Origin of the sequence: Exiguobacterium sp. s129, from assembly GCF_018617585.1 — a bacterium.
Classification (GTDB): Bacteria; Bacillota; Bacilli; order Exiguobacteriales; family Exiguobacteriaceae; genus Exiguobacterium; species Exiguobacterium aestuarii_A.
In genome coordinates this window covers 95,465-117,218 of record NZ_JACSKL010000003.1, presented here as the reverse complement: position 1 = coordinate 117,218, position 21,754 = coordinate 95,465, and the positions used below count along the sequence as shown (strand labels likewise).

The following is a 21,754-nucleotide window of genomic DNA, read 5'->3' as shown; positions in this document are numbered from 1 at the left end:
TGAGAGTGAGGCAAAAGTCATCTGACTTTTGCCTTCTTTTTTTAGGAGGAACTAAAAGTGGCTCAAAAAACGAGAAAAACACCCGTGAAGCGGAAGCGACCAACAACGCGCAACACGAGAAAACGGAAAAAGCAGCCGATTGCGCCACGTACATATGGATGGGGAATTTTCGTTCTTTCCATCGTCGCATTCGTATTTGCCTTATTCGATTTTGGATGGATTGGTCGGCAACTATCTGACTTGTCGGAATACCTGTTTGGTGGCTGGGGTGCGCTCACCTATTTGATGATTGCCATCATGTTATGGATTGTATTAAAACCGATGAAGCCGATGGAGCGAGCAGGACTGCTCAGTATGACCGCCTCATTTCTACTGTTTGGAGATTTACTTTGGGGAGATGAGCGCGGTGGGGTCAACGGTGCGCTTTATGGCTTAAACCAATACTTATTTTCTGATTTTGGTCTCATCTTTTTAGGCATCGTCTGTTTTATCCTCGGTGTTTCCCTCTATGTCCCAACGATTTGGGGAACCATCTATCATCGCCTAGAGGAATCCGTAATGGCCGTGAAAAAAGAATGGCAATCGAGACCGAAAGCAGAAAAAAAACAAGACAACAAGCAAAATCAAGAACCGAAGCGGTCGCGAAAACCATCGCCTGAGCCGATGCTGGCAGAAGCCGATTTAGAGGTGGAGTCAGAATCAGATGTGGTCACGATGAATGACATCCCAATCGTCGGATTCAGTGAGAAAGTTGTCGCGGAGAAAAAAGAGGAGCCTAAAACGGAGCCGTCTACGGAAACGGATGAATCGATCTCGACCGAGGAGATGATGATGACCGCGGCGCAAGACGTCTCGGATACGTATGAGCTCCCGCCTTTCACGAATCTGAAGGAACCGGTAATCACCGATTTATCTGGGGAAAATGCGCGTTTGAAAGAGAATGCAGCTAAGTTAGTGAAGACGTTAAAGTCGTTTGGTGTAGGGGTGAAAGTATTGAAAATTCACCTTGGTCCGACGGTCACGAAGTATGAGTTACAGCCGGACATCGGTGTGAAGGTCAGTCGAATCACATCGCTTAGTGATGATCTCGCACTTGCGCTTGCCGCGAAAGATATTCGAATCGAAGCACCGATACCAGGCAAGGCGGCGATTGGTATCGAGGTACCGAACCAGGAAGTCGCTCCAGTCTGTCTACGTGAAGTGCTTGAGGCAGACCCAGTGAAACAAGACGATTCAAAACTGCTCGTTGCACTCGGACGAAGCATTAGTGGCGAGACTGTCGGCATCTCACTAAACAAAATGCCGCACTTACTCGTGGCAGGATCGACAGGTTCCGGTAAATCTGTCTGTATCAACGGGATGATTGTATCCATCTTGATGCGTTCTCGACCGGATGAGGTCCGTCTCATGATGATTGACCCAAAAATGGTCGAACTCAATGTTTATAATGGTGTGCCGCATCTGTTGACACCGGTTGTCACAGATCCGAAAAAGGCGGCTCAGGCATTGAAACAAGTCGTCGCCGAGATGGAAAGACGATATGAGCTGTTCAGTCGATATGGTGTCCGTAACATTGAAGGATACAATGAACTCGTCGACAAGTCCGATGATGAGGATGCTAAACGTCTACCATTCATCGTCGTCATTGTCGATGAGTTGGCAGATTTGATGATGGTCGCTTCAAATGACGTTGAGGACGCCATCATGCGACTCGCCCAAATGGCACGGGCTGCCGGGATTCATATGGTACTGGCGACACAACGTCCGTCGGTTGACGTCATTACAGGGGTCATCAAAGCAAACATACCATCTCGCATCGCATTTGCAGTCTCATCACAAACCGATTCCCGGACGATTTTGGATGGAGGAGGAGCGGAAAAACTGCTTGGGCGTGGCGATATGCTCATGCTTGCTAATGGGATGAACAAGCCGGTGCGTGTCCAAGGAGCGTTTGTCTCCGATCAAGAGGTCGAAACGGTCGTCAATCACGTCATCGCACAGCAACGTGCGCAGTACGTAGAAGCGATGATGCCGAAAGAAGAAGAAGTGACGACGATTGACTCGGACGATTCATTGTTCGGAGAAGTCATTCAATTCATCGTTACCCAGGAAACGGCTTCGACCTCGATGATTCAACGAAGATTTCGAATTGGTTATAATCGGGCAGCGCGTTTGATTGACTCGCTTGAAGAGGCGGGATACGTAGGTCCGTCAGAAGGTTCGAAACCACGGAAAGTATTAATTCATGAACAAGATGAATAAAATTTTAAAAACGAACGATTGTGTATCTAAATATACAATCGTTCGTTTTTTATTCCTTTTTCTACGATATGGAAATATTCGCGCAAATCAGAGAGGTTCGTTATAATATAAATGTAATATAGCACATATGTCCTATAACGTTTATTAGTACATACTTTTAAAAACGACTGAAACGCTTACATTTTTTAATAACGTTTACATTTTACAAAAGTTTTTCAAACTGAATCGAAATGGGTAAAATGGACTCAGAGGTACGGTTGGAGATAGTTTTTTAAAATATTTCCTTGATTCCGAACAAAAACTATTGCGTTCTAATTCTCGAATCCCTATACTTAATATTGGCAAGGACATTCATACGTCAGATGTCTGAGCACTGGTAAGTAAATTAAAGGTGGTGAGGCCAATGTCGATTAAGCTCGATCATCGATTGCTCTATCTTCGAGTGATTGAGAAAATTAAGCAAGATATCGACGCTGGTGTCTATCGTGAAGGTGAGAAGTTACCTTCAGAGTTCGAGCTTTCAAAGCAACTCGGAGTAAGTCGAGCGACACTTCGTGAAGCGTTAAGAATTCTCGAAGATGAGAAATTTGTCGTGCGAAAACATGGAGTAGGGACATTTATTAGTTCTAAACCGCCATTCACGTCAGGAATTGAAGAATTGTTCAGTGTCACTGATATGATCACACGCGCAAAAATGACACCAGGAACGAAAGTATTGGTGGCCGAGAAAGTGTTGGCAACAGAGAGAGAAGCCGAGCGTCTCAAGATTGAGCCGAACTCACCGATTTATCGGATTGTTCGAATTCGATATGCGGATGACACACCGGTCGTTTATTGTGTCGACAAAGTGCCGGCCCATCTCGTCTCGAATCCTGAGGCATTGACTGAAGGGAAGTCTCTGTTTGACTCTCTCGAAAAAGAGGTAGGACGTCGAGTCGCATACGCAATCACGCACATCGAACCGAGTGTCAGCTCTGAAATTTCGTCACAACTTCAGACGGACCAACCGTTACTCGCTTTAAAACAATTGCATTACGATGAGAGTGATTTACCATTACTCGATTCGGCCAACTTTTTCCGAGCTGATCGATTCGACTTCCATGTCGTACGTAAACGAGTGTAACCGAACAGTTTTTTAACGGAAGAGTTATTTTTGGGGAATAGCGTGAAAGCGCTTTCTTATACCGGTGTAAAGACTACTGATAACATGACAACAAAATTTGTTATGAACCGAAAGGGGAAACACGACGATGATGAACAAAAAGAAAACGATTCTCTCAGCTTTAGCAGCAGGACTCACACTCTCTACAGTACTCGCAGCATGCGGTGGAGATGACAACGAAGGCGGCTCATCTTCAAACGGCGAAGGCGGCGAGGGCGGCGACTTTAAAGTAGCAATGGTTACAGATACTGGCGGTGTTGATGACAAATCATTCAACCAATCTGCTTGGGAAGGTCTCACGAAATTCGGTGAAGACAATAACTTGACTGAAAACGAAGGATACAAATACCTTCAATCAGCTAAACAAGCGGACTACCAGCCAAACTTGCAACAATTGGCTCGTGACAACTTCAACTTGATCTACGGTATCGGCTTCTTGATGGCTGAAGACGTACAAAAAGTTGCTGAGCAGTTCCCTGACAACAACTTCGCAATCGTTGATATGGTTGTTGACGCTCCGAACGTTGCTTCAATCACGTTCAAAGAGCAAGAAGGTTCATTCCTCGTTGGTGTCATTGCCGGTCTCACGACAACAACTGACAAAGTTGGTTTCATCGGTGGAGTAGAATCAGACTTGATCAAGAAGTTTGAAAATGGATTTAAAGCTGGTGTCATGGCTGTTAACCCAGAAGCAACAATCGACGTGAAGTATGCAGAAGACTTCAACTCGGCTGAAAAAGGAACAGCAATCGCTTCAGGTATGTACGGTTCTGGATCGGACATCATCTATCACGCAGCTGGTGGTACAGGTGTAGGGGTATTCACAGAAGCGAAAAACCGTAAGAAGAACGGCGAAGAAGTTTGGGTAATCGGGGTTGACCGTGACCAGTACGAAGAAGGTCTTCCAGAAGACGTTACGTTGACTTCAATGGTCAAACGTGTAGATACAGCTACTTATGACGTATCGAAACAGACGATGGACGGAGAATTCCCAGGCGGCGAAATCATCGAGTTCGGTTTGAAAGATGACGGTGTCGGTATCGCAGAAACTTCTGACAAGCACGTTTCACAAGAAATTCTCGATAAAGTTGAAGAATATCGTACACAATTGGTTGACGGAGAACTCACTGCACCAGCAACTGACGCTGAGTTCGAAGAGTTCATGAAAAACGTAAAATAATTCATTTGAGTGAAGGGGGGACCCATGTGGTCTCCCTTTACTTAAAGTTAGGGGTGAACTTCCTTGGAATATGTAATTGAAATGCTAAATATTCGCAAAGAGTTCGGTACGTTCGTTGCGAACGACAATATCACACTCCAATTGCGCAAAGGAGAAATCCATGCGCTTCTCGGAGAGAACGGGGCGGGGAAGTCGACGCTCATGAACGTGTTATTCGGTCTCTATCAGCCTGAAGGCGGGGAGATTCGTGTGCATGGGAAAAAAGTGGATATTGAAAACCCGAACATCGCCAACGAACTTGGGATCGGGATGGTCCACCAGCACTTTATGCTTGTTGAAAAATTCACAGTCACTGAGAACATCATCCTTGGACTAGAGCCAAAGAGCGGTGTGACGATTGACCGTGCGACAGCCCGTAAAAAGGTCATGGATATTTCAGAACAGTATGGGCTTAAGATTGATCCAGACGCCAAGATTGAAGATATTTCAGTCGGCATGCAACAGCGTGTAGAAATCTTGAAGACGCTCTATCGCGGGGCAGATATTTTGATCTTCGATGAACCGACGGCAGTGTTGACACCACAAGAGATTCAAGAACTTATCCAAATTATGAAACGTCTGATTGCTGAAGGTAAGTCGATCATCTTGATCACGCACAAGCTGAAGGAAATTATGCAAGTCGCAGACCGTTGCACAGTCATTCGCCGTGGACGTTATATCGGTACCGTTGAAGTGGATGAGACGGTTAACGAAGATAGTCTTGCTGAAATGATGGTCGGGCGAGAAGTCAATTTCGATGCAGAGTATTCGAAAGCCGACCCGCAACAAGTCGTTCTCGACGTTCAAGGACTTGTCGTCAAAGACAGCCGTGGTTTGAAGGTCGTCGAAGGATTGGACCTTCAGATTCGTGCTGGAGAAGTACTCGGGATTGCCGGAATCGACGGCAACGGTCAGACAGAACTAATTGAAGCGATCTCGGGACTTAAAAAACCGGAGTCGGGTAAAGTTTTGCTCAACGGAAAAGACGTGACGGGTCATACACCGCGTAAAATGACGGAAGCTGGAATCGGACACATTCCACAGGACCGTCATAAACATGGTCTCGTCCTTGACTACTCGATTCGTGACAATATGGTTCTTCAAACGTACTACAAAGAACCGTTCTCGAAACGAGGACTCATGAATTATAAAGCAGTGGCAGAAAAAGCGAAGGCGTTGATTGAGAAGTTTGACGTCCGAACTCCATCCATCGACGTTCCGGCTCGTGCCCTTTCTGGTGGTAACCAACAGAAAGCAATCATTGCCCGTGAGGTCGATCGTTCACCTGATTTACTCATCGCAGCACAGCCGACGCGTGGTCTTGATGTCGGTGCGATTGAATTCATTCACGAACAACTCGTCAAAGAACGTGAAAAAGGCCGTGCCGTCTTGCTTATTTCGTTCGAACTTGATGAGATTTTGCACGTATCCGACCGGATCGCCGTTCTTTATGAAGGAAAAATCGTAGGAATTCGTGATCCGAAAGAGACGACGGAACAAGAGCTTGGCTTCTTGATGGCCGGCGGTCAGAGAGGGGACGACAAAGAATGAAAAAATTAAGTTTAAATCAACTTCTCATTCCATTCCTATCCATCATTTTAGGACTTCTCGTCGGAGCCATCGTCATGTTGATTGGTGGATACGACCCGATTCAAGGCTTTATCTCCTTGTTTGAAGGGATGTTTGGAAGCCCATATGCCGTTGGGGAGACGCTACGAGCAGCAGCACCTCTCATCTTCTCAGGTCTCGCGGTTGCCTTCGCATTCCGGACGGGGCTATTCAACATCGGGGTAGAAGGTCAAGTATTGATCGGATGGGTAGCAGCTGTATATGTAGGGATCAACTTCGATTTGCCGATGTTCATCCATTTACCGCTTGCACTTCTCGCGGCGATGGTCGCGGCAGCACTCTGGGCGTTCGTTCCTGGATTCTTGAAAGCGAAGTTTTACGTCCACGAAGTCATCACATCCATCATGATGAACTATATCGCGCTTTACACGACGAACGCGATTTTGCGTAGCGTCATTGGCGTAACGAACGAACGTACTGACTCAATCAATGAATCGGCATCGCTTGCGTCACCGTGGTTGCAAGAGTTGACGACGTACTCACGTCTTCACTGGGGTGTCCTCGTTGCAGTACTCGCGGCAATTGTGTACTACTACATTCTTCAACGTACGACACTCGGTTATGAGTTGCGTGCAGTCGGATTCAACAAACACGCCTCTCAATATGCAGGGATGAGCGTTGACCGTAACATCGTCCTTTCGTTTGTCATCTCAGGGATGTTTGCAGGTCTCGCTGGTGCGATGGAAGGTCTCGGGACGTTCGGTAGTATGACGCTTTCCGCATCGTTCACAGGTGTCGGTTTTGACGGGATCGCAGTAGCCCTTCTTGGTGCCAACACAGCGATCGGTGTCATTCTCGCAGCGATTCTATTTGCTGGATTGAACATCGGTGGATTGGCGATGCAGCTCGGTGCGAACGTACCGTCTGAACTTGTCAAAGTCATTATCGCAGCAATCGTCATCTTTGTGGCATCTGGTTATGCCATCAACTATGTCATTGAGAAACTTAAAGGAAATCGTAAGAAAGGAGTGGAGAAAAAATGAGCTTCTTAGAAGTCCTCTATATCGTCGTACCGGTTGCACTTGCCTATGCGACTCCACTCATTATCGCAGCACTCGGTGGAATCTTCAGTGAGCGCTCTGGTGTCGTTAACATTGCCCTTGAAGGGATTATGATTATCGGTGCCGCAACAGGGATCATCACTACGCTCACGTTAACAGACTTAGGAGCCGGTGTATTTAGCCCATGGATCTCCTTGCTCGTTGCGATGGTAGTCGGTGCGCTCTTCTCGCTCTTCTTGGCTGTCCCTGCCATCCTATGGCGTGCAGACCAAACGGTTCTTGGAGTAGCGATCAACATGCTTGCGATCGGTCTCGCCATCTTCGTTGTGCGTGTGCTTTACAACAAAGGTCAAACTGACTTTATCGAGTACCGTATTGCGAAGGAGAACGTACCGTTTTTATCAGATATTCCGGTATTAAAAATGTTCTTCATTAACGTACAATACACGTCATTCGTTGCCATCGCTTTAGCGTTTGTCGTCTGGTTCGTTATCTTCAAGACGCCGTTCGGACTTCGTCTCCGCTCAGTAGGAGAACACCCGATGGCAGCTGACACGATGGGGATCAACGTCACGAAAATGCGCTTTATGGGCGTCATGCTTTCTGGTGCGTTTGGTGGTCTTGCCGGAGCGGTATACGCCGTCACGGTTACGACGAACTTCAGTGGAACGACAATCGTTGGTCAAGGGTTCTTGGCGATTGCTGCAATGATCTTCGGGAAGTGGAATCCACTCGGAGCGCTCGGCGCTGGATTGTTCTTTGGATTCGCCCAAGCGTTATCGATTATCGGAAGCAATTTGCCTGTCATCAATAACGTGCCGCAGCTTCTACTTTTGATTGCACCTTATGCACTCACGATTCTAGCACTCGCTGGACTCGTCGGTCGTGCAGATGCACCGAAGTCGGTCGGTATTCCATATATTAAAGGAAAACGTTAATCCGGAATAGGACATATGTCCATTTTAGGAGGGTTGTTTGGTACTTAAGCCAAACAACCTTTTTTGTTATACTTGGCTAGAGCTGTCATGATTAGAGTAGGATGGAGAAGTGAACAAAAAAAGACATATCGGTCATTTGACCAATATGTCTTTGCAAGTTTATTCGTACTTCAATGCATCGCCATCGAACGATTCGTCTGCCACTTTGATTGAATCGGTCGGGCACCCTTCGAATGCATCCATCATGTCTTCGTACAACTCGTCAGGGATTTCCACAGTACCTGTGTTGTCATCCATCAAGTTGAATGCGAGACCTTCATCATCGTAATCATAAATATCTGGTGCTGCTGCGCCACAAGCTCCGCATGCGATACATGTATCTTTATCGACGATAGTAAATTTTGCCATGATAATAACCCTCCAAACGGTTCGTTTCTCTTAGAAATCAATCTACTGTCTACGAGTAATTGTAGTCTACATACCCAATTATTTCAATGAGGAAACGAGTGTCTTTTTGGTAGGATAATGATTTTTTTAAGGATGTGACGACTTGGTTCATTTAGCAGATGGAGTTTTACTGCTGGCCATTAAGCGATTAAACGGGGAACGGAGTGAACGTAGCCTGTTCCATGTCTTGAACGGAAAGCGCTCGGCCACGACGTTACAAGACGCGTTCTTTTATGAGTTAGAGCCTGTTTTTGGGCAATTTCCTCAAACGACGTACTCATATGAGTCTTTGTTAAAAGGGTTTGAAAAGAGGGGATGGTTGGACCGTAAACAATTTAAACTGACAGAAGCGGGAAACCTATTGTCTTCACCTGAAACGGTAAAGGATTTATTCAATCGTTTAGGGGGAGAGCGCCGTGATTATAATGCGACGACGTGGAAACGTTTGAGCCTCTTTGTCCAGACATTCATGTCAAGGGAACATGAGAGGACGTTTTATCCCGTTCAAGCCGATCGACCCGCGGAACAGTGGGTCAAACAGTTGTTACAGATTGATCGAGATTGGAAGGTGCTTATGCAAACATTCCATCATGAGATCGAGGACGCACTTGACATTATTGGAGATCCATATGCGACAGCGGTCGTCTATCGATTCACGGGAGCCTTTGAGACCGGTCTGACCTATGAACAAATCGCCAGTCTACTTGATGTCGACGCAGAGACGGCTCGCCTCTATTTTTTAGCAGGATGGAATGAACTGTTAACGGTATTACCGAAAGAGGCGAAGCTTCGGGGTTTCACCTATGGGTTGTCGACTGAGCGAATGACCTTTTCGGCACGTGAATCGTATGATCTCTTTCTCAAAGGCTATTCGTTTCAACAAGTTCAGTCTCGCCGACGACTACGAACGAGTACGATCGAGGACCATGTGGTGGAGATGGCAATGTATTTAGACACCTTTCCCCTCGATCAATTTGTGCCGAGCGACGATATCGTCACCATCGAGAAGCTGCGAGACCCAGAGAGCTGGGCTTTGAAACCTATCTTCGAAAAGATGGGCAACGTGAGTTACTTTCAAATACGCCTTGTGTTCGCAAGGTTGAAACGAGGTGAGACATTTGTATGAATCGACATTGAAACACGTGTTCGGATATGATTCATTTCGTCCTGGGCAGCATGAAATCATCCACTCCGTTGTAGAGGGACAAGATGTATTAGCCGTCATGCCGACAGGGGCAGGGAAGTCGTTGACGTTTCAACTCCCTTCGTACATCAAGAACGGGGGATTGACGGTCATCGTCTCGCCTCTCCTCTCCTTGATTGAAGACCAAATGCTCCATATCCGAGAGCGGGGAGAACGTGGCGTCGCACGTTTGACGTCGATGGAGTCTTCTGAAGAAAAGCAAGAAATCATCAATCACTTGAAACGTTATCGATTTTTATATCTCTCCCCCGAACAGTTGGCCGTTCCGTACGTTACACGCGCACTCTCAAACGTGAAGATTCAAATGCTCGTCATTGACGAGGCGCACTGTATCTCACAATGGGGTCATGAGTTCAGACCGGAATATGCGCGTTTAGGCGAACTACGTAAACAAATCGGGAGTCCTCAGTGCATGGCCGTCACGGCGACGGCACCGGAGAGTGTGAAGCAAGATATTATTGAAAAGTTGGCACTCTTTTCACCTGAGCAGTTCGTCCATTCCGCGAATCGACCAGAAATTCGATTGATGGTCGAACGACTTGAAAAAGAGAAGAAACTTGATCGGCTAAAAGAATTGGTCCGAGATGTTCCAAAACCGGCAGTCGTCTATACGGCGACACGTCGAGAAGCCGAGGCATTGGCGTTTGAACTAGAGGACGCGTTGTTTTATCACGGCGGCATGTCAACGGAAGACCGACGACTCGTACAATCTCAATTTTTACGGAATGAAGTGTCGGTCATGGTGTGTACAAGTGCATTTGGGATGGGTGTGAACAAAGACAACGTCCGTTCTGTCATCCACTATCAAATCCCTGCAACGGTGGAAGCGTATATGCAGGAGATTGGACGAGCAGGTCGTGATGGAGAGCCGGCGTTTGCTGTCCTCCTCTATGCGGATGGAGATGAACGCATTCAACAATTTTTGATTGATGGTCAATATCCAAAAGACGAAGAGATTCGCTTAGCATACTTTGAGTGTGAAAATGGCACGACACTTTCGCAATTACCCCGCTTATTGAGGATGAACGAAGAAGACCCGAAATTCCTTCTTTTAAAGCAGATGCTGTCTGAACGCTCGCTTCAAGAGGCGCTCGATTGGGTAAAAGAAAGAAAACGTGATCGCTATCGTCAACTCGGACAGATGATGGATTATGCACTTATCCGAACGTGCCGACGCGATTATTTACTCCGTTATTTTTCGGAGCCGACAATCGACCAAGAGGAATGTTGTGATGTGTGTGGGACGATTGAGTTTCCTGAGACACCGCAAATCGTTCGAAAAAATGTGACAGAATGGAAAATACGGTTGACGCAAATCTTTTCCTTTGAATAATATCATAGTAAAATGATAAAAAAGGTAAAGGAGGGCATACGTTGCGACATCGGAATCAGGCAGATTCTTTACGCGAGCAGTTGGCGGATACGTTGCCGTCTCGATCGGAGAGGCAAGAGCATGAACGGAAGAGGAAGTTGAATGATAACTTGATGAAGCGCCCGTTGGCGATGACTCTAACCTTCGCCATGTTAGCGATTATTCTCATTTTCATATATATCGGGCGAGATGCCATTTTTTAAGAAGGGTGCGGACATGGTCCGTGCCTTTTTTTATTTTGGGAAAATACTCGATTGCACAATAAAAGGGGTAAACCTTTTCAATTGAGGATATACTTATATCATAGAACGAATAGGAGAGGAGGGCGGAGATGCCGAAATACTCCATTAAGACTGTGGCGACGTTGACCGGTGTCAATCCAACGACCATTCGAGCTTGGGAACGGCGATATCAATTTATCGTACCGAGCCGAACCGAATCAGGTCACCGCCTATATTCAGATCAAGATGTCGAGAAAATTAAGTGGGTGGTAGACAAGCAAAAAGAGGGATTGACGGTCTCTCAAGCAATTCAACAACTCCACCAAGCTCCTGAACCAGAACCGACATCTGCGAAGCTTTACGATGAAGAGTTGAAGGATGCTTTGCTTCAGGCACTGCTTTCTTTCGATGAGCGGACCGCGCATGATCTAATTAATCGTGCGTTTAATACGTTCAGTTTTGAAAAGGTGACAAAAGATATCATCGGACCGTTACTGATGGATATTGGTTCAAAGTGGGAGCAAGGAACGATTACGATTGCCCACGAGCACTTCGCCACGGCGTTTTTACGAGCACGTCTTTCTACGTTGTCACTTCAAATGCCGATGAACCCGTTTCTTCCACGAGTCACTTGTGTCTGTGCACCGGGTGAGATGCATGAAATCGGATTGCTGTTCGTCACACTTTATTTGCGTCAACATGGGTACGACGTCATCTTTTTAGGAGCGGGCTTCCCGAAAGAAGATTTAAGCAAGGCTCTGCACGACATCAAGACATCGTGCCTTATTTTCGCATGCACATTGACGGACCATATCCCGAGCTTGTTAGAGGCGATGGAATATATTCAAGAAGAGCATCCCACATTAAAGATTGGGGCGGGTGGATACGCGGTCAGCCTCGAACGTAGTCGGTTCGATGATGCATTTCTTGGCGATACGCCAGAAGAGTGGACGAAATGGTTATCAACTATTTGACACGGGATTAAAACGGGAGTAGCTTATTAGTAGGATTGAATATTCACTGGAGGTTTTCGATTGAGATTTGAAAAACAAACAAAAGAACATCTTCGTGTATATGTGACTGCGAATGAGCTTTCGTTACGTGGGATCGCTATCGATACGATCGTGGGGGAAAACGGTCAACAGCTGTGGAAAGAATTACTTGAGACAGCAGAGAGTGAATACGGATTCTCTCCACAAGGAGCGGTCGATTTGAATGTGACGATGTTTCCTCGTGATGGTCTCGTCATCGATGTTCAAAAAGGTGAGGCCATAGCAGAGCTTGATGTCGAGCAAGTTGAGATTCGACTCACAATTGATGTCATTCATCATTTGATTTATCAGTTTGATGATATTGAAGATGTGATTAACGCGTCGATTCAACTGTTTCCACATATACATGAGACTGAGCAGGGCGGAGCACTTTATCACTATGAGGGACGGTACTATCTCCACTTCGTGGAAGTACTACCTGAGAAAGTGGAAGAACGTCTCGCTGCCATTTTATCCGAATATGGAAAGACGACCACGGTCAGTCCGTACGTCATGATGGAATATGGAAAAACGATTCAAACTGAACAGGCCGTGAAAGAGCTGTACGATGCATTCGCATAAGTACGGCTTTTTTACTTTTCTGTTTCTATTGTTTTTAACATGTCCGTGTTATGATTAGACATGAATTTTCAGTAGTTAGTTGAAGGAGAGATTGGAATGAAGGTCGCTGTATTGTATGGTGGAGTGTCAGGAGAACGTGAGGTATCCCTCACAAGTGGACAAGGGATGATTGAGGCATTGACGGAGCGTGGTCATGAGGTCACGGCAATCGATTTTCATCCAAAACGCGCGAACGAGTTATTGACGTTAGACGTCGATGTCGTCGTCAGTGCATTACATGGGAAGTATGGCGAAGATGGTCGCGTCCAATCATTACTAGAAATGGCGGGAATCCCGTACACGGGGTCAGGTGTCTTAGCATCTGCTCTTGCGATGGATAAGGCAAGAGCAAAAATCATCTTCGCAGCATCAGGCATCCGTGTGGCGCGCGACGTGTTAATTGAATCTGTGGATTCGATTGATGCGAAAGTAGCTGAGTGGGGTAATGAGTTTCCATGTGTCGTCAAGCCTGCCCAAGAAGGTTCTTCGAACGGTTTGACAATCGCGATGGATGAGACGATGTTACGTGCGGGAATTGATCGAGCATTTGCATGTGATTCAGCGGTATTAGTCGAGCAGTACATTAAAGGAAAAGAATTGACGGTACCGGTCATCGGGAACTTTGGGAAAGAGGAAGCACTTCCTGTCATTGAAATCATTCCAAAAAATGAGTTTTACGACTATGAGTCGAAGTATACAGAAGGTGGTTCGATTCACGTTTGTCCAGCCGAAATCTCGGATGAGTTGACGATGGAAGTGCAACAAGCGGCTGTCATGGCTCACCGTGCGCTTGGTTGCTCAGGTTACTCACGTTCTGATTTCCTCGTATCGGAAACGGGCGAAGCGTATATTTTAGAAACGAACACGCTGCCTGGAATGACGCCATTAAGCCTCTTCCCTGACAGTGCAAAAACAGTCGGAATCTCGTACGGTGAGCTTTTAGAGCGCTTTATGGAGTTAGCACTCGAACGTGAGTTGAAGTAAGACATCTGGATCATTCCACACTTCAAGAAAACGCTTTCATTATTTTTGTAAAACCCTTTCAAATTGAGCGCGTATCAGCTATACTTTTAAACGAATACGAGGTTAATTCTTGGGGGAGAATTGACAATTTAGGGGAGGAAACCTTCATGATTACGGATCAAGAAAAAGGTCATCAAAAACGAAAAAACATCTTGGAATCGACACAAGAGGTGATTCACGAAGCTTTAGATAAACTCGGCTATCCAGATGAGATGTACGAGTTGTTAAAAGAACCGCTTCGCATGCTGACCGTTCGGATCCCAGTTCGCATGGATGATGGCTCGACGAAAATCTTTACGGGTTATCGCGCTCAACATAACGATGCGGTCGGACCGACAAAAGGGGGAATTCGGTTCCACCCAAGCGTAACTGAAGTAGAAGTCAAAGCATTATCTGTATGGATGAGTTTAAAAGCGGGGATTGTTGACTTGCCATACGGTGGGGGGAAAGGCGGAATCGTCTGTGACCCACGCGAAATGAGTTTCCGTGAAATCGAACGATTGAGCCGCGGTTATGTTCGTGCCATTAGCCAAATTGTTGGTCCGACAAAAGATATCCCTGCTCCGGACGTGTTCACGAACTCGCAAATCATGGCATGGATGATGGATGAGTATAGCCGAATCGATGAATTCAACTCACCAGGTTTTATTACAGGTAAACCGCTTGTGCTTGGAGGTTCGCACGGCCGTGAAACTGCGACTGCGAAGGGTGTAGCCATCATGATTCGAGAAGCGGCACTCCGCCGTGGGATCGAACTAAAAGGCGCCCGTGTCGTTGTTCAAGGATTCGGGAACGCGGGTAGCTTCCTTTCGAAATTCATGTACGACGCAGGAGCAAAAGTGATTGCGGTCAGTGACGCGTATGGTGCGATCCATGACGAGAATGGCTTAGATATCCCTTACTTGTTAGACCGTCGTGATTCATTCGGTACGATTTCGACACTCTTCAAAAACACGATTTCGAATAAAGAGATGTTAGAACTCGACTGTGACATTCTCGTGCCAGCTGCTATCGAGAATCAAATCACGGAAGATAATGCCGATGCCATTAAAGCTTCCATCGTAGTGGAAGCGGCGAACGGACCGACGACGAACGAAGCGACGAAAATCTTGACAGAGCGCGGGATTCTCCTCGTTCCGGACGTATTGGCATCAAGTGGCGGGGTCACGGTCTCTTACTTCGAATGGGTACAAAACAACCAAGGTTATTACTGGACGGAAGAAGAAGTCGAGGAAAAACTTGAAAAAGTACTCGTTCATTCGTTCAACACTGTTTACAACACATCTTCAGCCCGCAAAGTCGATATGCGTCTCGCTGCCTATATGGTCGGTGTACGTAAGATGGCGGAAGCGTCACGTTTCCGCGGTTGGGTTTAAATAAAAAAGTTCGGTCAACATGCGTTGACCGAACTTTTTTATACTTGAATACGATTTGCAATCGTGTCTGCGATGGCTTTCCCATGAAAGCGACCGTTCTCGATAAAAATCTTATTCGCATCGTTGCCGGCAGCGACAACGCCAGCAATGAACAAATGCTCGACATTCGTTTCGAACGATTCCTCATCAAACGTCGGAACACCGCTCTCCTCATCGATTGTGATTCCCGCATTTTCAAAAAGATGATGATCTGGTTGATACCCTGTCATCGCGAGGACGTGATCGGCATACACGTGCTTCTCTTCCCCATGTTGGTAATAATAGACACCGTCTTCGGTAATGCGATCGATTGTTGCCTCAAATTCCATCCGAACTTTCTCATGTCGGACGAGTGAATCGAAGTTAGGCAGAACCCATGGCTTCACCGAAGGACTATAGGAGTCACCGCGATAAAGCACGGTCACGTACGCTCCGGCTTTTTCGAGTTCGATTGCCGCATCGACTGCAGAGTTCTTTCCTCCGATAATGGTGACGTGTTGTCGATAGTACGGATGGGCCTCGTGGAAATAATGGTGGACGTGTGGTAACTCCTCACCAGGTACATCGAGCATACGAGGACGTCCATAATATCCTGTGGCTAAAATCACATAATCTGCCTCGCGAACGATTTCCCCACGACGCTCATGACTTGACGTCACGACAAACCGATTGTCGATTTTTTCTACTGATTCGACGTTCTCGAACGGATGGACGTTCAATCCAGTACGGGTGACGACTTCCCGATAGTAAACGAGTGCATCTTGTCGACGTGGCTTTAAATCTTTACATATAAACGGGATGTCCCCGATTTCTAACAGGTTTGCAGATGAAAAGAACGTTTGATGGGTCGGATATCGATAGATTGCATCAACGATATTTCCTCGCTCAATTACCGTACAAGAAACCCCAATCTTCTCTAACTCGATGGCCGCTGATAGACCACATGGTCCAGCACCCACAATAATCGCTTGTTTATTCACTGAAAATCACCTCTTTGCTCATTGTAGGGAAGGGACTGCGGAAGCGCAAGGTTATTGCTGGAAACTAAAGCTATGCTCCATGACGGATTGAGAAGAGCCGGATTCGAGTTCCACGAGTAAACGCAGGCGAGCTTTTTGCGAATTTAGCCCGTTCGAGAAAATGATCCCCATCTCTTTCAATTGTTTCCCACCACCGGCATACCCGTATACGTCTTGGACGATTCCGTTAAAGCAACGGCTGACAATCACGACGGGGATTTCCTTGACCAAGCGCTCGAGTGCCGACAATAGTGTCGGTGGGACGTTTCCTTGCCCTAATACTTCGAGGACGAGTCCGTCGTATCCAAGTTCCATCACCGATTCGAGCAAATCAGGCTCCATTCCCGCAACGACTTTTAACACAGCTACCCGTTTTGAGATAGATGGAATCATTTTAGGCTGTCTCGTTGACGGTTGACTATAGATGAGTACATGGTCCTTTGTGACCATACCCACGTTTCCGAAATGAACTGACTTGAACGTATCGACGGATGATGTATGTGTTTTTGTGACGTTGAAGGCCGAGTGTATCTCTCCGTTAAATACGACGAGTACGCCTTTTCCGCGAGCCGATTCACTCTTTGCGACCCGAAGAGCGGTAATTAAATTGAATTCACCGTCTGAACCGACTTCATTCGAGGAACGCATCGCTCCTGTCAAGACGATTGGTACAGGCGCACCAAGCGTAATCTGCAAGAAGTAAGCCGTTTCTTCAAGCGTATCTGTTCCATGTGTGATCACGACTCCGTCATACGTGTCCTGTGTCAACTCATGTTGAATGAATTGTGCTAGTTCAAGCATTTTATCGGGTGTCATATGTGGAGATGGGATATTTGAGAAATGCTTCGTAGTAATGTGGGCGATGTCCGTCGCCTTCGGAAGTGTAGCGTCGATTGGGTTCACATCGCTCGGTTCGACGTGTCCTGTACCGGATTGGGACATGGCGATTGTACCGCCTGTATGAATAAGTAATAAATGATTCATAAATGACCTCCTAATTATTTTTATGGATTTTTCCATTTTCTAGGCGTTACACACTTTTTCTTTCAGACAATTCAGTGTATGCTAATGAGAGAAAGGAGAGATGCGTCATGATCGCAATCGCCTTGTCTGCGGTTGCACCAGGGCTTGCCCTTCTTTCCTACTTCTATCTTCGGCATGAATTGGAAGCAGAACCGCTCGGATATGTGATTCGTTCTTTCGTGGCCGGGGCCGTTCTTGTATTCCCGATCATGTTTATCCAATATGCGTTCGTTGAAGAAGGGGTGCTGACTGGTCCGTTTTGGCAGGCATATGTCACCACTGCCTTACTCGAAGAGTTTTTTAAGTGGTTTATGATTTATTATACAATATATATACATAAAGTCTTTGATGATTACTACGACGGGATTCTCTATGCGGTCGCCTGCTCGTTAGGCTTTGCGACGTTAGAGAATTTTTTATACTTATGGGTGTACGATTCATTAGAAATCGCGATTTGGCGCGCTATTTTACCCGTGAGCGGCCATGCATTGTTTGCGGTTGTCATGGGCTACTGTTTGGGACGTGCTAAACATTCGGCACGTGAGCGGGTGTGGCTGTTTATGGCAATTTTTTCTGCAACGGTCATCCACGGGACGTTTGATTTGATCTTGATTTTAGAACCGAATCATAAGTTGCCGGCCGTGCTCTATATCGTCATTTTATGGATGGTTGCACTTCTGCTTGTACGAGCAGCCAATCTGTCCAATCGTCGTCAATTTAAATAAAGGGGAACATGCATATGCTGAAAGAAGGACAAGAATTACGAATCGAAGTAGAAGGACGGAATGAGGGGAAAACAAAGATTGCGGCCATTGTGGATCAAATCGTTTGGATTGAATCACCAAGTGACATGACGACGCTTAAAACCTTCTTCTTACATGAAGAAGAAGAGATGCGTGTTTACTTTTTCAAAGGGGATAACCAATTGTTCGCATTTGATACGAAAGTCGCGAAACGAATCAGTGATGCGCAGATGACGATTCGCTATGCTTTCAAGATGCCGGATGAGAAGAAAATCAAACGAATTCAACGACGTGAATATTTGCGCGTCCCTGAAATGATTGATGTGACAGTTGTTGCGGCAGATGGGGCAGACTTCGAATCGTTCGAAACGACGTCGCTTGACGTATCGGCAGGCGGTATGAAAATTATTGCGAACCGTGTGCCCGTTGAAGTAAACGAATCGCTCATCGTTGTGTTCCGAATTGAAGATGAGCAGGGTGCGCCGCAACTCTTTCGTGTGAAGAGTCGTTTAGTACGTATACATAAACAAGAAGTGAAGCAAGAGCTTTCTTTGGCATTCGAAGATTTGACCCCTCGTGATCAGGAGACGATTTTACGATACTGTTTCCGTGTTCAACTTGAAGCGCGCAAGCGGACAGGGTCTGTATTTTCTTCAAGATAAAAAACTGTTATGATGTTCTCGGGATTATAGACCGAGAGGAGGAGGGTATCGGGCACACTCGATACCCGTTTTGTATGAAAAAATCGTTACAAATTGCTTTAGATGGACCGGCTGGTGCCGGGAAAAGTACAATCGCCAAGTCGTTGGCGAAACAATTGGGCTATGTCTATATAGACACAGGTGCGATTTATCGAGCAGTCACATATCGTGCTTTAAACGAGGAGATTAATCTTGAAGATGGTCCCGCACTTGCAAAGATGATCGAGAACATGTCGATTCGTCTCGTGCCATCTGAAGAAGGGCAACGTGTATTCGATGGCGAACAAGAAGTGACAGATGTCATTCGCTCTAGTGAAGTGACGAATAATGTGAGTTTTGTCGCCCGTCAATCGGAAGTACGGGATGCCTTGATGGATTTACAGCGTGATTTGGCGAAGCATGGCGGTGTCGTCATGGATGGGCGCGATATCGGCACGCATGTGTTACCGAACGCAGATTTGAAAGTGTTTATGACTGCCTCGGTCGAAGAACGGGCACGCCGTCGTCATGAGGAAAATGTGTCAAAAGGAATCCCGAGTGATTACGAGCGATTGAAGGAAGAAATTGCTCTTCGTGACAAACGTGATTCAGAGCGCGAGGTCGCGCCTCTCCGTCAAGCTGAAGATGCTCATTACCTCGATACGACGACGTTGTCGATTGATGGGGTCGTCTCGGCGATTGAACGATTAATTGAAGAGGTGAAAGCATGAGTAAACCGTTGAACAATGGTCCGTTTGGAATGTATCGGATGGCTAGGGCCGTCGTGAACATCATTCAAATCGCATCGTTTCGCGTCGAATTCATCGGACGCGAACATGTCCCAAAAGATGGATCGATTCTCGTCTGTTCGAACCACCAGTCAAACTGGGACCCGGTCCTCCTCGCATGTGCGATTCCGAAAGAACGTCCATTACGATTCTTTGCGAAAAAAGAGCTTTTCAGCGTTCCTGTATTGAAGCATATTTTGAACCGTGCGGGACAAATTCCTGTATCGCGTGGGGAAGGTGACCGTCAGGCGCTACGAGTTGTTCTTCAAAAGCTAAAAGAAGACGAGGTCATCTCGATTTTCCCTGAGGGTACACGTTCAAAAGATGGGACGTTAGGAAAGGCGCAAGCCGGGGTTGGTTTCTTTGCGATGCGTTCAGACGCGCACATTTTACCGATTGCCATCATCGGTAGATATAAGTTTCGTGCGAAATTGCGTGTCGTCATTGGAAAGCCGATTGATTTGGCTCCTTTGAAGGAACGAAAGGCAAACGCACAAGAGGCGGCTGACTTAATCATGGATACAATTGCCGACCTCTATTTGAAACATTCATTCACGAAGTAATTATAGGTTTGAGGAATTGAGGTTTAAACTTCTTTCAATAGAGGTACAATCTTCATAACGCCTTGACAAATTCTCGGAATTATAAGAGATTTATACTAGGTGTATGCGCCTCAGGGCGCTCCTTTTTGTACTCATCGTGAGGGGGTAGTGTTGGAATGGTCGAAGAAATGAAAGATATGCCTGATTTTGAAATTAATCGTGGTCAAATTGTGACCGGAACAGTTGTCAAAATCGAGGACAAGCAAGCGCTGATCGATATCGGTTATAAGACCGAAGCGATTTTGCCAATTAGCGAAGTATCAAGCATGCATCTAGACGATTTAAACGAATCACTCCAAGTGAACGACGAGATTCGTGTCAAAGTTAAAAAAGTCACGGACGAAGAAGTGGTCGTTTCGAAAAAAGACGTCGATGCTGAAGCAGCATGGGATCGAATTGTCGAGAAATTCGAATCGGGCGAAGTGTTTGAAGTGATGGTGAAAGATAAGGTCAAAGGTGGCCTTGTCGTCGATATCGGAATCCGTGGATTTATCCCGGCATCTCTTGTCGAAAGTCACTTTGTCGAAGACTTCTCGTCTTATTTAAACAAACCAATTACCGTAAAAGTCGTCGAGATTGATCGCGAAAAAAATCGCGTCATCTTGTCACATAAAGCAGTTGTCGAAGCAGAAATGAGTGCCAAGAAATCAGAGACGCTTGAATCGCTCGAAGTCGGTCAAGTGATCGAAGGAACGGTTCAACGTTTGACGGACTTCGGTGCGTTCGTTGATATCGGCGGTGTGGACGGTCTCGTCCATATCTCAGAAATGGCGCACAGCCGTGTTGAGAAGCCTAGCGATGTCGTAACAGAAGGCGACCGCGTCAAAGTGAAAGTCCTTGGTCTCGACTTGGATAACGAAAAAGTGAAACTCTCGATTAAAGAGACACAACCAGGTCCGTGGGAAACGATTGAAGGGAAAATTCAACCGGGTGATGTGATCGAAGGAACTGTCAAACGTCTTGTGACGTTCGGTGCTTTCGTTGAGGTCGCACCACAAGTGGAAGGGCTCCTTCATATCTCGCAAATCGCGAACCGTCACATCGCAACGCCATCTGAAGTGTTATCAGAAGGCCAAGAAGTGAAAGTCAAAGTATTAGACGTTCATCTCGATGATAAGAAAATCTCATTGTCGATGCGTGCACTCGAATCATCTGAACCGACTCGTCAAGATGATGATCAAGCGTTACTCGACGAATACAGCGACCAAGGAGGATTCTCTGTCTCTGAACTGACAGGTGATGAATCTTCGGACGACTCTAAATAAGATGATCGTTCAAGCGGGAGTCATGCTCCCGCTTCTTTTTGTATGGTCACTTAATTTTGCCTGTGATATGATAGGTAAGTTGCGTTTCG

Annotated in this window: 21 protein-coding genes; 18 read left to right on the top strand and 3 right to left on the bottom strand. The window is 46.3% G+C overall.

The genetic code is table 11. From position 1 onward, the window contains the following. Positions 1–57 precede the first annotated feature (57 nt). From KNO92_RS05155 to KNO92_RS05130, 6 genes are all read left to right on the top strand, one after another. Entirely contained in the window at positions 58–2,262 is a 2,205-nt protein-coding gene (locus tag KNO92_RS05155) for an FtsK/SpoIIIE family DNA translocase (RefSeq protein WP_214760321.1), read from the top strand. Positions 2,263–2,665: 403 nt separating this feature from the next. After that, positions 2,666–3,385 carry a GntR family transcriptional regulator gene (locus KNO92_RS05150; protein WP_074034655.1) on the top strand — a complete coding sequence of 240 codons (720 nt, stop codon included), beginning with the start codon at positions 2,666–2,668 and terminating at the stop codon, positions 3,383–3,385. A gap of 130 nt (positions 3,386–3,515) precedes the next feature. Then, positions 3,516–4,604, top strand: coding sequence for a BMP family lipoprotein (locus KNO92_RS05145; RefSeq protein WP_214693960.1), 1,089 nt, complete (start codon positions 3,516–3,518; stop codon positions 4,602–4,604). Between the two features lie 63 nt (positions 4,605–4,667). Then, complete coding sequence (locus KNO92_RS05140; RefSeq protein WP_214745406.1) at positions 4,668–6,194, top strand: ABC transporter ATP-binding protein; 1,527 nt, start codon at positions 4,668–4,670, stop codon at positions 6,192–6,194. Further along, on the top strand, positions 6,191–7,255 hold the full coding sequence (locus KNO92_RS05135; RefSeq protein ID WP_214691853.1) for an ABC transporter permease: 1,065 nt from the start codon (positions 6,191–6,193) through the stop codon (positions 7,253–7,255). Before KNO92_RS05140 ends, KNO92_RS05135 begins: the two co-directional genes overlap by 4 nt. Next, complete coding sequence (locus KNO92_RS05130; RefSeq protein WP_074034652.1) at positions 7,252–8,211, top strand: ABC transporter permease; 960 nt, start codon at positions 7,252–7,254, stop codon at positions 8,209–8,211. Before KNO92_RS05135 ends, KNO92_RS05130 begins: the two co-directional genes overlap by 4 nt. A 159-nt stretch (positions 8,212–8,370) precedes the next feature. Here KNO92_RS05130 and KNO92_RS05125 read toward each other — a convergent pair whose 3' ends face one another. Next, complete coding sequence (locus tag KNO92_RS05125; RefSeq protein ID WP_074034651.1) at positions 8,371–8,619, bottom strand: ferredoxin; 249 nt, start codon at positions 8,617–8,619, stop codon at positions 8,371–8,373. 142 nt (positions 8,620–8,761) lie between these two features. Between KNO92_RS05125 and KNO92_RS05120 the strand changes: the two genes are divergently transcribed. The 7 genes from KNO92_RS05120 to KNO92_RS05090 all read left to right on the top strand — a co-directional run bounded on the left by KNO92_RS05120 (position 8,762) and on the right by KNO92_RS05090 (position 15,506). Beyond that, the gene (locus tag KNO92_RS05120; protein ID WP_214691854.1) at positions 8,762–9,784 is read left to right on the top strand and encodes a YpbB family protein; all 1,023 of its coding nucleotides are present in this window, start codon (positions 8,762–8,764) and stop codon (positions 9,782–9,784) included. Beyond that, positions 9,768–11,195 carry a RecQ family ATP-dependent DNA helicase gene (locus KNO92_RS05115; protein WP_353047390.1) on the top strand — a complete coding sequence of 476 codons (1,428 nt, stop codon included), beginning with the start codon at positions 9,768–9,770 and terminating at the stop codon, positions 11,193–11,195. The genes KNO92_RS05120 and KNO92_RS05115 overlap by 17 nt, the downstream gene beginning before the upstream one ends. Before the next feature lie 41 nt (positions 11,196–11,236). Further along, positions 11,237–11,437, top strand: coding sequence for a hypothetical protein (locus tag KNO92_RS05110; protein ID WP_074034648.1), 201 nt, complete (start codon positions 11,237–11,239; stop codon positions 11,435–11,437). A 128-nt stretch (positions 11,438–11,565) separates the two neighbouring features. After that, the gene (locus tag KNO92_RS05105) at positions 11,566–12,429 is read left to right on the top strand and encodes a MerR family transcriptional regulator (RefSeq protein ID WP_214691855.1); all 864 of its coding nucleotides are present in this window, start codon (positions 11,566–11,568) and stop codon (positions 12,427–12,429) included. Between the two features lie 60 nt (positions 12,430–12,489). Next, the gene (locus KNO92_RS05100; protein WP_074034646.1) at positions 12,490–13,068 is read left to right on the top strand and encodes an adaptor protein MecA; all 579 of its coding nucleotides are present in this window, start codon (positions 12,490–12,492) and stop codon (positions 13,066–13,068) included. A gap of 96 nt (positions 13,069–13,164) precedes the next feature. Beyond that, positions 13,165–14,091, top strand: a complete 927-nt coding sequence (locus tag KNO92_RS05095; RefSeq protein ID WP_214691856.1) for a D-alanine--D-alanine ligase — start codon at positions 13,165–13,167, stop codon at positions 14,089–14,091. Positions 14,092–14,237: 146 nt separating this feature from the next. After that, positions 14,238–15,506, top strand: a complete 1,269-nt coding sequence (locus KNO92_RS05090) for a Glu/Leu/Phe/Val family dehydrogenase (protein WP_015881453.1) — start codon at positions 14,238–14,240, stop codon at positions 15,504–15,506. A gap of 38 nt (positions 15,507–15,544) precedes the next feature. Here the strand turns inward: KNO92_RS05090 and KNO92_RS05085 are convergent, their stop codons facing one another. Together KNO92_RS05085 and KNO92_RS05080 are read right to left on the bottom strand one after the other, a co-directional pair. Then, positions 15,545–16,525, bottom strand: coding sequence for a YpdA family putative bacillithiol disulfide reductase (locus tag KNO92_RS05085; RefSeq protein ID WP_214691857.1), 981 nt, complete (start codon positions 16,523–16,525; stop codon positions 15,545–15,547). A 51-nt stretch (positions 16,526–16,576) separates the two neighbouring features. Continuing rightward, positions 16,577–17,548: an asparaginase gene (locus KNO92_RS05080; RefSeq protein ID WP_214691858.1), complete on the bottom strand. Its 972-nt coding sequence runs from the start codon at positions 17,546–17,548 to the stop codon at positions 16,577–16,579. A 107-nt stretch (positions 17,549–17,655) separates the two neighbouring features. Between KNO92_RS05080 and prsW the strand changes: the two genes are divergently transcribed. From prsW to rpsA, 5 genes are all read left to right on the top strand, one after another. Then, complete coding sequence (prsW, locus tag KNO92_RS05075; RefSeq protein ID WP_214691859.1) at positions 17,656–18,312, top strand: glutamic-type intramembrane protease PrsW; 657 nt, start codon at positions 17,656–17,658, stop codon at positions 18,310–18,312. A gap of 14 nt (positions 18,313–18,326) precedes the next feature. Continuing rightward, on the top strand, positions 18,327–18,992 hold the full coding sequence (locus KNO92_RS05070) for a flagellar brake protein (RefSeq protein WP_214691860.1): 666 nt from the start codon (positions 18,327–18,329) through the stop codon (positions 18,990–18,992). Positions 18,993–19,066: 74 nt separating this feature from the next. Continuing rightward, positions 19,067–19,741 carry a (d)CMP kinase gene (cmk, locus tag KNO92_RS05065; RefSeq protein WP_214691861.1) on the top strand — a complete coding sequence of 225 codons (675 nt, stop codon included), beginning with the start codon at positions 19,067–19,069 and terminating at the stop codon, positions 19,739–19,741. Continuing rightward, a complete protein-coding gene (locus KNO92_RS05060) occupies positions 19,738–20,361 on the top strand; it encodes a lysophospholipid acyltransferase family protein (RefSeq protein ID WP_251126859.1) in 624 nt (207 codons plus the stop codon). Before cmk ends, KNO92_RS05060 begins: the two co-directional genes overlap by 4 nt. Positions 20,362–20,516: 155 nt before the next feature. Continuing rightward, on the top strand, positions 20,517–21,665 hold the full coding sequence (gene rpsA / locus KNO92_RS05055; protein ID WP_214691862.1) for a 30S ribosomal protein S1: 1,149 nt from the start codon (positions 20,517–20,519) through the stop codon (positions 21,663–21,665). Positions 21,666–21,754 lie beyond the last annotated feature (89 nt).

Coding starts and splice junctions, on each gene's coding strand:
- KNO92_RS05070 (WP_214691860.1), top strand. CDS start 18,327: ATGCTGAAAGAAGGACAAGAATTACGAATCGAAGTAGAAGGACGGAAT.
- KNO92_RS05150 (WP_074034655.1), top strand. CDS start 2,666: ATGTCGATTAAGCTCGATCATCGATTGCTCTATCTTCGAGTGATTGAG.
- prsW (WP_214691859.1), top strand. CDS start 17,656: ATGATCGCAATCGCCTTGTCTGCGGTTGCACCAGGGCTTGCCCTTCTT.
- KNO92_RS05095 (WP_214691856.1), top strand. CDS start 13,165: ATGAAGGTCGCTGTATTGTATGGTGGAGTGTCAGGAGAACGTGAGGTA.
- KNO92_RS05060 (WP_251126859.1), top strand. CDS start 19,738: ATGAGTAAACCGTTGAACAATGGTCCGTTTGGAATGTATCGGATGGCT.
- KNO92_RS05145 (WP_214693960.1), top strand. CDS start 3,516: ATGAACAAAAAGAAAACGATTCTCTCAGCTTTAGCAGCAGGACTCACA.
- rpsA (WP_214691862.1), top strand. CDS start 20,517: ATGGTCGAAGAAATGAAAGATATGCCTGATTTTGAAATTAATCGTGGT.
- KNO92_RS05105 (WP_214691855.1), top strand. CDS start 11,566: ATGCCGAAATACTCCATTAAGACTGTGGCGACGTTGACCGGTGTCAAT.
- KNO92_RS05130 (WP_074034652.1), top strand. CDS start 7,252: ATGAGCTTCTTAGAAGTCCTCTATATCGTCGTACCGGTTGCACTTGCC.
- KNO92_RS05125 (WP_074034651.1), bottom strand. CDS start 8,619: ATGGCAAAATTTACTATCGTCGATAAAGATACATGTATCGCATGCGGA.
- KNO92_RS05080 (WP_214691858.1), bottom strand. CDS start 17,548: ATGAATCATTTATTACTTATTCATACAGGCGGTACAATCGCCATGTCC.
- cmk (WP_214691861.1), top strand. CDS start 19,067: ATGAAAAAATCGTTACAAATTGCTTTAGATGGACCGGCTGGTGCCGGG.
- KNO92_RS05090 (WP_015881453.1), top strand. CDS start 14,238: ATGATTACGGATCAAGAAAAAGGTCATCAAAAACGAAAAAACATCTTG.
- KNO92_RS05135 (WP_214691853.1), top strand. CDS start 6,191: ATGAAAAAATTAAGTTTAAATCAACTTCTCATTCCATTCCTATCCATC.